The 12836-nt window shown below is 69.7% G+C and carries 12 protein-coding genes and 1 tRNA gene; 6 read left to right on the forward strand and 7 right to left on the reverse strand.

Going from position 1 to position 12836, the window contains the following annotated elements:
- The first annotated feature begins 204 nt into the window (after positions 1–204).
- The 6 genes from ACIBUY_RS15275 to ACIBUY_RS15300 all read left to right on the forward strand — a co-directional run bounded on the left by ACIBUY_RS15275 (position 205) and on the right by ACIBUY_RS15300 (position 4464).
- On the forward strand, positions 205–1224 hold the full coding sequence (locus ACIBUY_RS15275; RefSeq protein ID WP_399152876.1) for an ABC transporter ATP-binding protein: 1020 nt from the start codon (positions 205–207) through the stop codon (positions 1222–1224).
- Positions 1214–2116 (forward strand): ABC transporter permease subunit, encoded by a 903-nt coding sequence (locus tag ACIBUY_RS15280; protein WP_365560467.1) that lies wholly within the window; start codon positions 1214–1216, stop codon positions 2114–2116. The genes ACIBUY_RS15275 and ACIBUY_RS15280 overlap by 11 nt, the downstream gene beginning before the upstream one ends.
- Positions 2113–3024 carry an ABC transporter ATP-binding protein gene (locus ACIBUY_RS15285; protein WP_399152791.1) on the forward strand — a complete coding sequence of 304 codons (912 nt, stop codon included), beginning with the start codon at positions 2113–2115 and terminating at the stop codon, positions 3022–3024. Before ACIBUY_RS15280 ends, ACIBUY_RS15285 begins: the two co-directional genes overlap by 4 nt.
- Before the next feature lie 9 nt (positions 3025–3033).
- Complete coding sequence (locus ACIBUY_RS15290) at positions 3034–3753, forward strand: ABC transporter permease (RefSeq protein ID WP_399152792.1); 720 nt, start codon at positions 3034–3036, stop codon at positions 3751–3753.
- A gap of 99 nt (positions 3754–3852) precedes the next feature.
- Complete coding sequence (locus tag ACIBUY_RS15295; RefSeq protein ID WP_365560475.1) at positions 3853–4095, forward strand: hypothetical protein; 243 nt, start codon at positions 3853–3855, stop codon at positions 4093–4095.
- 279 nt (positions 4096–4374) lie between these two features.
- Positions 4375–4464: transfer RNA gene (locus ACIBUY_RS15300), tRNA-Ser, on the forward strand.
- Positions 4465–4515: 51 nt separating this feature from the next.
- Here ACIBUY_RS15300 and ACIBUY_RS15305 read toward each other — a convergent pair.
- From ACIBUY_RS15305 to ACIBUY_RS15335, 7 genes are all read right to left on the reverse strand, one after another.
- Positions 4516–5337 (reverse strand): HAD family hydrolase, encoded by an 822-nt coding sequence (locus tag ACIBUY_RS15305; RefSeq protein WP_399152793.1) that lies wholly within the window; start codon positions 5335–5337, stop codon positions 4516–4518.
- 28 nt (positions 5338–5365) lie between these two features.
- Positions 5366–6637: a serine--tRNA ligase gene (gene serS / locus ACIBUY_RS15310; protein ID WP_365560479.1), complete on the reverse strand. Its 1272-nt coding sequence runs from the start codon at positions 6635–6637 to the stop codon at positions 5366–5368.
- A 640-nt stretch (positions 6638–7277) separates the two neighbouring features.
- Positions 7278–8213: a prephenate dehydratase gene (gene pheA, locus ACIBUY_RS15315; RefSeq protein WP_365560482.1), complete on the reverse strand. Its 936-nt coding sequence runs from the start codon at positions 8211–8213 to the stop codon at positions 7278–7280.
- Positions 8214–8322: 109 nt separating this feature from the next.
- A complete protein-coding gene (efeB, locus tag ACIBUY_RS15320; RefSeq protein ID WP_399152794.1) occupies positions 8323–9603 on the reverse strand; it encodes an iron uptake transporter deferrochelatase/peroxidase subunit in 1281 nt (426 codons plus the stop codon).
- A 6-nt stretch (positions 9604–9609) separates the two neighbouring features.
- Positions 9610–11514 carry a copper resistance CopC/CopD family protein gene (locus ACIBUY_RS15325; RefSeq protein ID WP_399152795.1) on the reverse strand — a complete coding sequence of 635 codons (1905 nt, stop codon included), beginning with the start codon at positions 11512–11514 and terminating at the stop codon, positions 9610–9612.
- A gap of 22 nt (positions 11515–11536) precedes the next feature.
- Positions 11537–12037: a copper chaperone PCu(A)C gene (locus ACIBUY_RS15330; RefSeq protein ID WP_399152796.1), complete on the reverse strand. Its 501-nt coding sequence runs from the start codon at positions 12035–12037 to the stop codon at positions 11537–11539.
- Positions 12034–12690: an SCO family protein gene (locus ACIBUY_RS15335; protein ID WP_399152877.1), complete on the reverse strand. Its 657-nt coding sequence runs from the start codon at positions 12688–12690 to the stop codon at positions 12034–12036. Before ACIBUY_RS15335 ends, ACIBUY_RS15330 begins: the two co-directional genes overlap by 4 nt.
- Positions 12691–12836 lie beyond the last annotated feature (146 nt).

The raw sequence follows: 12836 nt of genomic DNA on the forward strand, positions 1-12836 counted from the left end.
AGCGAACTGTGGAAAAGCTCGACGATGTGCACACGCGGGACACCGGTGTGGGGGACATGTCCGCTCTGGAGAGGCTCTGGAGGGGCTCTGGAGGGGCTACTCAAGGCGGACCCCTAGGGATCCGTAATACTCAGGTCTCATACGAGGTCGACCCCACGGTCTGACGTTTCGTGTGGCCCGCGCCACTACCTTCGAATCGTGACTGTGATCGCGACCGAAAGCCTGAGCAAGCGGTTCCCCCGGGTGACCGCGCTTGACCGGCTGACCATGGAGATCGGGCCCGGGGTGACCGGACTCGTCGGATCCAATGGAGCCGGCAAGTCCACCATGATCAAGATTCTGCTTGGTCTGTCCCCCGCCACGGAGGGCCGTGCCGAAGTGCTCGGGCTCGACGTGGCGACCAAGGGTGCCGAGATCCGCGAGCGGGTCGGGTACATGCCGGAGCACGACTGCCTGCCGCCCGACGTCTCGGCCACCGAGTTCGTCGTCCACATGGCGCGCATGTCCGGGCTCCCGCCCACCGCCGCCCGCGAGCGCACGGCGGACACGCTGCGCCACGTCGGCCTGTACGAGGAGCGCTACCGCCCCATCGGCGGCTACTCGACGGGCATGAAGCAGCGCGTGAAGCTGGCCCAAGCCCTCGTCCACGACCCGCAGTTGGTGTTCCTGGACGAGCCGACGAACGGTCTGGACCCGGTCGGCCGCGACGACATGCTGGATCTGATCCGCCGCGTCCACCAGGACTTCGGCATCTCGGTCCTGGTCACCTCGCACCTGCTCGGCGAGCTCGAGCGCACCTGCGACCACGTCGTCGTCATCGACGGCGGCAAGCTGCTGCGCTCCAGCTCGACCTCGGACTTCACACAGAGCACGGCGACCCTCGCGATCGAGGTCACCGACAGCGACGAACACCCGGACGGGACGGGCGCGTTGCGCGAGGCGTTCGCGCGCCACGGCATCGAGACGCAGACGGGCGGCGAGCTGCCCGGAGCCGGCCACACCGTCCTCATCACCGCACAGGGCGAGGAGACGTACGACATCGTGCGCGACGTCGTGGCGGAGCTCGGCCTCGGCCTGGTCCGCATGGAGCAGCGCAGGCACCACATCGCGGAGGTCTTCCGCCCCCAGGGCGAGCCGGAGCAGGAGCAGGTCTCCGAGCGCGCCGCCGCCTGGGCGGCCACCGCCGCCGCACAGCAGACGGGAGGCTCGGGCGATGACCACTGAGCCCATGGCCACGGACCGTGCGTCCACCCAGATCCACAACATCGGCTACCGCCACTACGACGGCCCGCGCCTGGGCCGCGCGTACGCCAGGCGCTCGCTCTTCTCGCAGAGCCTGCGCGGCGCGTACGGACTCGGTCGCTCGGCCAAGTCGAAGGTGCTGCCGATGCTGCTCTTCGTCGTGATGTGCGTGCCGGCCCTGATCATGGTCGCGGTCGCCGTCGCCACCAAGGCGAAGGACCTGCCCGTCGACTACACGCGCTACGCGGTCGTCCTCCAGGCAGTGATCGGCCTCTACGTGGCATCGCAGGCGCCGCAGGCCGTCTCCCGTGACCTGCGCTTCAAGTCGGTGCCCCTGTACTTCTCGCGGCCCATCGAGCGCGTCGACTACGTAGTGGCGAAATTCGCCGCCATGGCCTCGGCCCTGTTCATCCTCACGGCCGCTCCGCTGCTCGTCCTCTACGTAGGCTCTCTGCTCGCCAAGCTGGACTTCACCGAGCAGACCAAGGGATTCGCCCAGGGACTGGTTTCCGTGGCGCTGCTGTCACTGCTCTTCGCCGGGATCGGACTCGTCGTCTCCGCCGTCACCCCGCGCCGCGGCTTCGGCATCGCCGCCGTCATCGCCGTCCTGACCATCTCCTACGGGGCGGTCTCCACGGTCCAGGCGATCGCCGACTCGCAGAGCAACGGGAGCGCGGTGACCTGGCTCGGCCTGTTCTCGCCGATCACGCTCATCGACGGCGTCCAGACCGCCTTCCTCGGCGCCACGTCCGCCTTCCCCGGGGCACACGGCCCTTCGTCCGGCCAGGGCGTGCTCTACCTGCTCGTCGTCCTCGGGCTCATCGCCGGCTCCTACGGGCTGCTGATGCGCCGCTACCGGAAGGTCGGACTGTGACCGCCATCGAAATCGACCACGTATCAAGGTGGTTCGGCAACGTCGTCGCCGTCAACGACGTCACGATGACCATCGGCCCCGGCGTCACCGGCCTGCTCGGTCCGAACGGGGCGGGGAAGTCCACCCTCATCAACATGATGGGCGGCTTCCTGTCCCCCTCGAACGGCTCGGTGACGCTCGACGGACAGCCGATCTGGCGCAACGAACAGATCTACCGCCACATCGGGATCGTCCCCGAGCGCGAGGGGATGTACGACTTCCTCACGGGACGCGAATTCGTCGTCGCCAACGCGGAGTTGCACGGCCTCGGTAAGAAGGAGGCCCAAAGGGCGCTCGCCACGGTCGAGATGGAGTACGCACAGGACCGCAAGATCTCGACGTACTCCAAGGGCATGCGGCAGCGCGTGAAGATGGCGTCCGCGCTCGTGCACGAGCCGTCGGTGCTCCTCCTGGACGAGCCGTTCAACGGCATGGACCCGCGCCAGCGCATGCAGCTCATGGACCTGCTGCGGCGCATGGGGGACGAGGGCCGCACGGTCCTGTTCTCCTCGCACATCCTCGAAGAGGTCGAGCAACTCGCCTCCCACATCGAGGTGATCGTCGCCGGGCGGCACGCGGCCAGCGGTGACTTCCGCAAGATCCGCCGCCTGATGACCGACCGCCCGCACCGCTACCTGATCCGCTCCAGCGACGACCGGGCCCTGGCCGCCGCGCTGATCGCGGACCCGTCGACCGCGGGCATCGAAGTCGACCTGAAGGAAGGCGCGTTGCGCATCCAGGCCGTCGACTTCGGCCGGTTCACCACGCTGCTGCCGAAGGTCGCGCAGGCGCACGGCATCCGGCTGCTCACGGTCTCGCCGTCCGACGAATCCCTCGAGTCCGTCTTCTCGTATCTGGTCGCGGCGTAGGAGGCCCTGATGTACGACCCCACTGTCGCCCGACTTACCTACCGGGCCCTGCTCGGCCGGCGCCGGGCCCTCATCCTCTTCGCACTGCCCGTTCTGCTCGTCGTGATCGCCGCCCTGGTGCGCGGGCTCACCGGGGCCGACGACCAGATCACGTCCGACGTCCTCGGCGGCTTCGCGCTCGCCACGATGGTGCCGCTCATCGGCGTCATCGCGGGCACGGGCGCCATCGGCCCGGAGATCGACGACGGCTCCGTCGTCTACCTCCTGTCGAAGCCGATCAAGCGGCCCACGATCATCTTCACCAAGCTCATCGTTGCCATCGGCGTGACCATGGTGTTCTCCGCGGTCCCGACACTGATCGCGGGCCTGATCCTGAACGGGAACGGGCAGCAGATCGCCGTCGCCTACACGATCGCCGCCCTGGTGGCCTCCATCACGTACGCCGCGATCTTCCTGCTGCTGGGCACCGTTACCCGGCACGCGGTCGTGTTCGGCCTGGTCTACGCCCTCGTCTGGGAGGCACTCTTCGGCTCGCTGGTCGCGGGGGCCCGCACCCTCAGCGTGCAGCAGTGGTCCCTCGCGGTCGCCCAGAAGGTGGCCGGCGGCGACCTCGTCACCTCGGACGTGGGGCTCCCGCTCGCGACGGTCCTGCTCGTCGGCGTGACCGTGGTGGCGACCTGGTACGCGGGCCAGCGGCTGCGGGCGCTGACGCTGGCCGGGGAGGAGTGAGCTGGGCCCCGCCCCGTTCTTGACGCCGCCTTCACCCTCCCACCCGGACACTGGTGGGAGGGTGCGCTGTTCCGACGTGCCGCCCGAGGAGGACCCACGATGGCATCCGAACCGATTCGTGAGGGGGACCGGCCCGGTCAGGGCGAAGACGCCTGGGACGACGTGGTCCTGGACGCCGACTTCATACGTTCCGCGGAGACCACCGAGCCGTCGGCGCGGGCCCGCATGCTCACCGCCCGGTGGCGGCAGGAGGCCCCCGAGCCGACGCCGTGGCGGTCGGACGAGCCGCCCGCGGGGTGGTTCTTCAGCAAGGCACGCCGCCGCAAGTGGCGCCGCCGGTGAGCCGGCCCCGACCCGGCCGCGATTAATTCGGTGGCGGTGAACTGGGCGCAGGAGCACAGTAGTTGGTGTCACCGCGCCGGTACGGCCCTGATGCCGCCGACGCCCATCCACTGGGAGAGGAGCGAGACGATGATGATCAGTAGTCCGTCCAGCTCCCTGCAGGGCAGCCCGAGGCAGGCTCCGGAGTAGTCATTGCACTCCGTAGAGCCCCGCTTCAGGGGTGTGCCCGGGGCGGCCGCTTCGAGCACGTGCCCTCAGCGGCGCGTGGGCCGCCCACCCGGAGGATTGGCCGAGCGGTAAGGCACCGGCTTGCTAAGCCGAGGTCGGGGGTGACACCCCGCGCGCGTTCGATCCGCGCATCCTCCTCCAAGGCCCGACTCGGGCCCCGGCGCAGACGGGTCGGGGCTTCAAAGACAGCCCTCAGCCCTGTAGCAAACGCTCCAGGACCACCGCGATGCCGTCGTCCTCGTTCGACGTCGTCACCTCGTCCGCCACCGCCTTCAGCTCCTCGTGCGCGTTGGCCATCGCCACGCCGTGGGACGCCCAGCCGAACATCGGGATGTCGTTGGGCATGTCACCGAAGGCGATCGTCTCGGACGCCTTCGCGCCCAGACGCCGGGCCGCCAGGGAGAGGCCCGTGGCCTTGGAGAGGCCGAGCGGGAGCAGCTCGACGATGCCCTCGCCCGCCATCGTGACGCCCACCAGGTCACCGGCGACGGTGCGCGCGACCTCCGCCAACTGGTCGTCGTTCAGGCCGGGGTGCTGGACGTACACCTTGTTGAGCGGCGCCGCCCACAGCTCCGAGACGTTCGTGAAGGGGATGGCCGGCAGATGGCCCTCGCCCACGCGGTAGCCGGGGCCGACGATGACGTCCCCGTCGAGCCCGTCCCGGCTCGCGGCCAGCGCCAGCGGGCCGATCTCCGCCTCGATCTTGGCGAGGGCGAGCCCGGCGAGCTGCCGGTCCAGGGTCACGGACGTGAGGAGCCGGTGCTCCCCCGCGTGGTAGACCTGCGCGCCCTGGCCGCACACCGCGAGTCCCTCGTAGCCGAGGTCGTCGAGGATGTGGCGGGTCCAGGGCACCGCCCTGCCGGTCACGACGATGTGCGCCGCGCCCGCCGCGGTGGCCGCGGCAAGCGCCTCCCGCGTGCGCTCGGAGACCGTGTCGTCGGGGCGCAGAAGCGTTCCGTCGAGGTCGGTCGCGACCAGCTTGTAGGGGAACGCGGGCGCGGCGGACTGACTCACTTGGTGATCGGCTCCAGACTGCGGTTACTTACTTGGGTTCAAGGGTGGTGCGACCACCCAGGTACGGACGCAGCACCTCGGGTACGTGCACGGAGCCGTCGGCCTGCTGGTGATTCTCCAGGATGGCGACGATCGTGCGGGGCACCGCGCACAGCGTGCCGTTCAGCGTGGCGAGCGGCTGGACCTTCTTGCCGTCGCGCATGCGGATGGAGAGTCGGCGGGCCTGGAACCCGTCGCAGTTCGACGCCGAGGTCAGCTCGCGGTACTTGCCCTGCGTCGGGATCCACGCCTCGCAGTCGAACTTGCGCGAGGCCGAGGCACCGAGGTCACCGGTGGCGACGTCGATCACCTGGAAGGGCAGCTCGAGGCCGGTCAGCCACTGCTTCTCCCAGTCCAGCAGGCGCTGGTGCTCGTTCTGCGCGTCCTCCGGGTCGACGTACGAGAACATCTCGACCTTGTCGAACTGGTGCACGCGGAAGATGCCGCGGGTGTCCTTGCCGTACGTGCCCGCCTCGCGCCGGAAGCACGGCGAGAAGCCGGCGTAGCGCAGCGGCAGCTGGTCGCGCTCGACGATCTCGTCCATGTGGTACGCGGCGAGGGGGACCTCGGAGGTGCCGACCAGGTAGTAGTCGTCCTTCTCCAGGTGGTAGACGTTCTCGGCGGCCTGGCCGAGGAAGCCCGTGCCCTCCATGGCGCGCGGGCGCACCAGGGCGGGGGTGAGCATCGGCGTGAAGCCGGCCTCGGTGGCCTGCGCGATCGCCGCGTTGACCAGGGCCAGCTCGAGCAGGGCGCCGACACCGGTGAGGTAGTAGAAGCGCGAGCCGGAGACCTTCGCGCCGCGCTCGACGTCGATGGCGCCGAGCGCCTCGCCGAGCTCCAGGTGGTCCTTGGGCTCGAAGCCCTCGGCGCCGAAGTCGCGGATCGTGCCGTGCGTCTCCAGGACGACGAAGTCCTCTTCGCCGCCGCGCGGGACGTCGGGGTGCACGATGTTGCCCAGCTGGAGGGCGAGACGCTGGGTCTCCTCCTCGGCGTCGCGCTGCTCGGCCTCGGCGGCCTTCACGGCGGCGGCGAGCTCGCCCGTCCGCTTCAGCAGCTCCTGGCGCTCCTCGGGGGAGGCCTTGGGGATCAGCTTGCCGAGCGACTTCTGCTCGGAGCGGAGTTCGTCGAAGCGGAGCCCGGACGACCTGCGCCGCTCATCGGCGGACAGGACGGAGTCGACGAGCGCGACGTCCTCTCCACGGGCGCGCTGGGAGGCGCGAACACGGTCGGGGTCCTCACGGAGCAGGCGAAGGTCAATCACCCCTCCAGGCTACCGGTGCGGGGTTCCGGCTCACGACCCGATATCCGTTGTGTTCATTTATGCCCTATTTGCCGGAATGTGAATTAAGGACGGACCGGGGCCGGAAAAGATCGAGAAGAGCCTTCATGTGCGTACGTCAATAAAACTGCCCCATTTCCCCGAAAGGGCCAGGTCTGGCGCGATGGCTTGACTCGATTCCCTTGCGGGCAGCGGGACTTGAGGTCTCGTTGTCCACAGGAGCGCACCGTTACGGTGAGTTATCCACAGGCTGTGAGAAAGATCTGTGGACATCGGAAGTGATCGTTCCGAAAGCCACATGTACCGCGAAGGATTCCCGACTCAAACCCTCTTCATGCTCACTTTCGGGTGGAAATGCTTCACTCCAAAGAGTTGATCAAGAGAAAAGGGTGGACGAGGGGTGACGTGTGGGGCTGTGGACGGACTTGTGGGCTGTAGGGCGATTTGTCGACCATGTCACGCCTTCCTGTCGACTTGTCCCCAGGTCGAGAAGGGGACCTGTGGATAACTTCTGTGGACGAAGAAAATCCGCTGGTAGGACGGGGTGCGGAGACAGAAGGAAGCCGGATCCGGCGGTGGAGAACCCGGATCCGGCGAGTGGTGCAGCAGGGTCGAGAGGTGCCTAGAACCGGCCGTCCTGGCAGCGCGTCAGCCAGTCCGATGCCGCCACGAACTCACCGTCCGACGTACCCGACCGCGGCGGACGTACGTCCTCGACGGCGACGCCCGCCCGGGGGTACGAGCCGAGGAACCGGACCTGCGGGCAGACCCGCTTCAGCCCCATCAGGGCCTCCGCCACCCGGCGGTCCGCGATGTGGCCCTCCGCGTCGATCGCGAAGCAGTAGTCGCCGATGCCCTTACCCGTCGGCCGGGACTGCAGCAGCATCAGGTTGACCCCGCGGATCGCGAACTCCTGGAGCAACTCCATCAGCGCACCCGGGTGGTCCTCGCGCTGCCAGATGACGACCGACGTCTTGTCCGCACCGGTCGGCGCCGCGGGCCGCGCGGGCTTGCCCACCAGCACGAACCGGGTCTGCGCGTTCTCCGCGTCGTGGATCTCGGTGACCAGCGGCACGAGCCCGTAGCGCTCGGCCGCGAACTCCCCGGCGAACGCGGCGTCGTAGCGGCCCTCCTGCACCAGGCGCGCGCCGTCGGCGTTGGACGCGGCGGACTCCCAGGTCACGTCCTCGGCCAGGTGGGCCTTCATCCAGTTGCGGACCTGCGGCTGCGCGGCCGGGTGGGCGGTGACCGTCTTGATGTCGCTCAGCTTCGTGCCGGGGCGCACGAGCAGCGCGAAGGTGATGTCGAGCAGCACCTCGCGGTAGATCATCAGCGGCTCGCCCGCGACCAGCTCGTCCAGGGTCGTGGTGATGCCGCCCTCGACCGAGTTCTCGATCGGTACGAACGCGGCCTCGGCCTCGCCGCTGCGGACGGCGTCGAGCGCCGCGGGCACGGACACCACGGGGACGAGTTCCCGGGTGGCCGTCTCCGGGAGCGTGCGCAGGGCGACTTCGGTGAAGGTGCCCTCGGGGCCGAGATACGCGTAGCTGGCTGGCATGGGGTCACCCTAATGGGCCTCACGAGACGTGGCTCACGGATGCGCCACAGGCCACCCGACCGGGGCCCGGGCGCACCCCACGGGGGCCCCGGGTGACCCGGCGTCGAGGTCACCCCTCCAGCAACGCCTGCCCCACGTACCCGCCCTTGTCCGCGCCGCCCGGCACCGCGAACAGACCGCTCGCCTCGTGCCGGATGAACTGCGACAGGGCGTCGCCCCGGTCGAGCTTGCGTTGCACGGGCACGAAGCCCCGCAGCGGGTCCGCCTGCCAGCACACGAACAGCAGGCCCGCGTCCGGGGTGCCGTCCGCGTCGAACCCGTCGTGGAAGGAGAACGGGCGGCGCAGCATCGCGGCACCGCCGTTCTGGTCGGGCCTGCTGATGCGGGCGTGCGCGTTGATCGGGACGACGAGGTCGCCGTTGGCGTCCGTCTTCTCCAGGTCCGGCTCGGTGGTCTCCGTGCCGCCGGTCAGCGGGGCGCCGGTCGACTTCTTGCGCCCGATCACGTTCTCCTGCGCCGACGCCGACTGCTTCTCCCAGTCGTCGAGGAGCATGCGGATCCGGCGTACGACGGCGTACGAGCCGTTCGCCATCCACGCGGGGGACTGCGCGGAGCCCGAACTCGGCACGAAGATCCGCTTGTCGAAGTCGGACTCGGACGGCTTCGGGTTGTTGGTGCCGTCGATCTGGCCCATCAGATTGCGGGCCGTCATGGGGTGCGCGGTGGCGCCCGGCGAGCGGTTGAAGCCGTTCATCTGCCAGCGCACCTTCGCCGCGCCGCCCGCGTCCTTCTGGAGCGCGCGCAGTGCGTGGAAGGCGACCAGCGCGTCGTTGGCGCCGATCTGCACCCACAGGTCGCCGTTGCTGCGCGCCTTGTCGAGGTGGTCGGAGAAGAAGTCGGGCAGCGGGTCGAGCGCGGCCGGGCGCTGCTTCTCCAGGCCCGTACGCGAGAAGAAGCTGTGGCCGAAGCCGAAGGTGACCGTGAGCGAGGACGGGCCCGCGTCCCGGGCCACGTCGGTGTCGTCGGACGCCGACGCCTCGCCCGCCATCAGCCGCTCGGCCGTCGCCGACCAGCGGCGCAGCAGCGCGGCTGCCTCCTTGCGGCCCGCGCCCGCGGCCAGGTCGAAGGCGACGAGATGGCCGCGGGCCTGCAGGGGGGTGGTGATGCCGGGCTGATGTTTCCCGTGAAACATCACCGTGTCCGCGCCGAGCGACGTCAACGCTGCTTGCTGGTCAGGGGAGTTCGAGGAGCCTGCGGCATAGCCCGCGCCCGCGCCGACGGCGCCCAGGGCGACGCCGGTGGCGCCCGCCGTCCCGATCAGACGACGCCGCGAGATGCCAGGGGACGAGGACGTCGCAGGGTTTTCGGTACGGCTTTCGGTGTCAGCCATGGTGGTTCAGCCGATCTTCGTGTTCTTGGTGACGGTCACTTGGTCGATGTCGGAGGTGCGCACGGTGACCGCGATCTTCCAGTCGCCCGCCCCGGGGATCTGCACGCCGCTCGCGGCCCAGTGTCCCGTGGCGATGTGGTCGGGCACGACGGGCAGCGGCCCGATCTTCTTCGCCTCCAGGGTGAAGGCGATCTTCACCTCGGGGACGTCGAAGGCCTTGCCGTTCGGCCGTACTACGTAGAGGTGCATTTCGTTGTTGCCGGTGCGGCCGGGGTCCAGGTCGAGCTGGACCGTGCCCTTGCCGTCCTTGCCGCCGGTGTCGAACGGCAGCTTCAGCGTCAGCGGCCCGGACTGCGTCTGCGCGGCGGAGGTGGCGGACTTGGCCTCCTCCTCCGTGCGTGCCGGTTCGGTGGCGGTCAGCATCGTCGTGACGCCGAGCAGGACGACCGCGACGCCCGCCTCGGCGAGTACCGAGCGGCGCAGACCGAAGCGGTGCGGGTCGGCGTCGCGGATGCGCTTCTCGCGGGCGGTGGCCACCGCGGCCCGCTGGCGGGCGAGTTGAGCGGCCCGCTTGGGGTCGTCGCCGCCCTTGTCCTGCGCGCCGCCGCCGACCGTGACCGGCTTCTTCTTGGACGTACGCTGCTCCACCACGGAGGCGGCTTCGGCCTCGGGCGCCGACCGTTCGGCGAGCCGGCCCGTCCACTTGCGGGAGGTCCAGGCGATGCCGACGAGTACGGCGACGAGCCCGACCTTGATCAGCAGAAGCTGCCCGTAGCGCGTCTCCGTAAGGCCCGACCAGGAGAGGCCGACCTGCCGCCAGGCCTGGTAGAGCCCGGTCGCTGCGAGGGTGACGACGCTCCAGAAGGCCACCCGCGAGAAGCGGCGTACCGCCGATCCCTCGATGGAGGGCGCCCGGTAGAGGGCGACGAGCAGCGACGTCAGACCGCCGAGCCAGGCGGCCACGGCCAGCAGGTGCAGGATGTCGACGGGCATCGCGATGCCCGCCTGGAGGCCGGTCGAGGCGTGTTCGGCCATGGCCCAGGTAGCGGCGAGTCCGGCCGCGACCACCGCGCCACCGATGGCGAGTCCGAAGGTGAGGTCCTTGACCTCCTTCTTGTCGCCGTCCTCCGCCCTCTTTACGTAGGCGCCGAAAAGCACCGCGATGAAGAGGGCCGCCGCGGCCAGCAGCAGGAGGCGGGACGAGAGCGCCGCGCCGGTCTTCGTCTGCAGCACCTGGCCGAGCAGCGACATGTCGAAGATGTCGCCGACCTTCCCGGACCCGGTGTACGAGCCGCGCATCAGCAGCATCGCGAGCGTCGCCGCGGTCAGGGCGAGCCAGCCGCCGACCACGACCCGCTGCACGGGCTTGACCCCGGCGCCGCGCGGCCAGCAGCCGAGCACGAACGCGGCACCGCCCACGAGCAGGACGAATCCCGCGTACGAGAGGTAGCGCGTGATGCCGTAGAGGGCGCCGACGACGCCCCCGCCCGCGTTCTGGTCGGTGATCACGGCGGACGTCTTGGACGGGGCGCCGATGGAGAAGGTGAAGGCTCCGGAGACGGGATGACTGTCCGCGGACACCACCTGGTAGGCGACGGTGAACGTGCCGTCCGGCAGGCCCGAGTGGAGCCCCACGCTGTACGTCGTGCCGCCGGGGTGGCCCACCGTGCCGTCGTCGACGCGCTTGCCCGCGGGGTCGAGCACGCGCACCGCACCGCTGGACATGGCGACGTCCTCGGAGAAGGTCAGCGAGACCTGCTTCGGGGCCGTCGCGACCACCGCTCCCTGCTGGGGGTCGCTCCCGGTCAGCGCGGCGTGCGCGGAGGCGGGGGCGGCACCGGCCAGGAGTGCGCCGGTGACGGCGAGGAACAGCAGCACCAGGTGCCGGAAACGGGGAGCGATGGTCTTCACGTGCGGTCAGCCTCTCAATCTCTCAATGAGACGCGTGCGACGTCGGGTTGTAGGTGGCGGCCTTCACCGGGAACGCGACCGTGACGGTGCCGGACTTGGCGAAGTGCAGCTTCACCGACACCTTGTCGCCCTCCTTGGGCGTGCGCTTCAGGTTCTCGAACATGAGGTGGTTGCCGCCCCGTTCGAAGTCCAGCTCGCCGTCGGCGGGCACGGCGAAGGACTCCTGCTCCTTCATGACGCCGCCCTTGGTGCTGTGCAGGGTGACCTGTCCGGCGATGTCGCTGGTGACGGACTCGAGGGTGTCGGCGCCGCCACTGTTGTGCGCGATGAAGAACCCGGCCGCCATGTCGCCCGAGGACGGCGCGGGGATGAAGGCGCCCTGGATCTTCACCTCCGGTGTGTCACCGGAACTGTCAGAGCTGTCGGAGCCGCAGGCGGTCAGGGCGAGCCCGGAGGCCAGCACTATGGCGCCGAGGGCGTGGACCTTCTTTACGCGGACTTCCTTCAGGGACGTACGCCTCACGGCTTCGCTCCCTTGATGATCTTCGGCAGGTCCTTGGTGTAGTCCTCGACGGTGGCGTCCTCGCCGTACAGGACGTAACCGGCGTCCGTCTTCGGCGAGAACGCGATGACCTGCGTGCCGTGCATCGACACGAGCTTGCCGTTCTTGTCCTTCTGCGTCGGCTCGATCGAGATGCCGACGGTCCGGGCGGCGCCCTGGATGGTGGCGAAGTCGCCGGTCAGGCCGATGAAGTCGGGGTCCTGGGCCTTGAGCCACTTGCCGAGCACGGCCGGGGTGTCGCGGTCCGGGTCGGTGGTGACGAACACGACCTGGAGCTTGTCCTGCTCGGCCTTGGGCAGCGCCTTCTTGGCGACGGCGAGGTTGCTCATGGTCAGGGGGCAGACGTCCGGGCAGTGCGTGTAGCCGAAGTAGATCAGCGTCGGCCGGCCCTTGGTCCGCTCCCGCAGGTCGAACTTCTTGCCATGGGTGTCGGTGAGGACCAGGTCGGGCTTCTCGAAGGGCTGGTCGAGGACCGTCGCGGCCTTGTTCGACGCGGCCTCGGTGGACACGTCGGCAACGGACTTGCCGCTGTCGTCGCTGCTTCCGCAGGCGGAGAGGGCGAACGTGGCCGCCGTGACCAGTCCGGCGGCGGCGAGCAGGGTCTTCTTGCTCATCTTCGTGGTCTTGCGCATAGAAAAATGTCCCAGATGTGAGGGGGCCGGGCGGGGGGGGGGGGGGCCCCCCCCCCCCCCCCCCCCCCCCCCGGGGGGGGCGCGCGGGGGGGGCCCCCCCCCCCCCCCCCCCCCCCCCCCCCCCCCGT

It is taken from the genome of Streptomyces sp. NPDC050085 (genome assembly GCF_044460595.1).
Classification (GTDB): Bacteria; Actinomycetota; Actinomycetes; order Streptomycetales; family Streptomycetaceae; genus Streptomyces.

What these genes read in the sequence shown, in the direction of transcription:
- efeB (WP_399152794.1), bottom strand. Translation starts at nt 9,603, where the DNA reads ATGGCTGACACCGAAAGCCGTACCGAAAACCCTGCGACGTCCTCGTCC.
- ACIBUY_RS15335 (WP_399152877.1), bottom strand. Translation starts at nt 12,690, where the DNA reads ATGAGCAAGAAGACCCTGCTCGCCGCCGCCGGACTGGTCACGGCGGCC.
- ACIBUY_RS15280 (WP_365560467.1), top strand. Translation starts at nt 1,214, where the DNA reads ATGACCACTGAGCCCATGGCCACGGACCGTGCGTCCACCCAGATCCAC.
- pheA (WP_365560482.1), bottom strand. Translation starts at nt 8,213, where the DNA reads ATGCCAGCCAGCTACGCGTATCTCGGCCCCGAGGGCACCTTCACCGAA.
- ACIBUY_RS15295 (WP_365560475.1), top strand. Translation starts at nt 3,853, where the DNA reads ATGGCATCCGAACCGATTCGTGAGGGGGACCGGCCCGGTCAGGGCGAA.
- ACIBUY_RS15290 (WP_399152792.1), top strand. Translation starts at nt 3,034, where the DNA reads ATGTACGACCCCACTGTCGCCCGACTTACCTACCGGGCCCTGCTCGGC.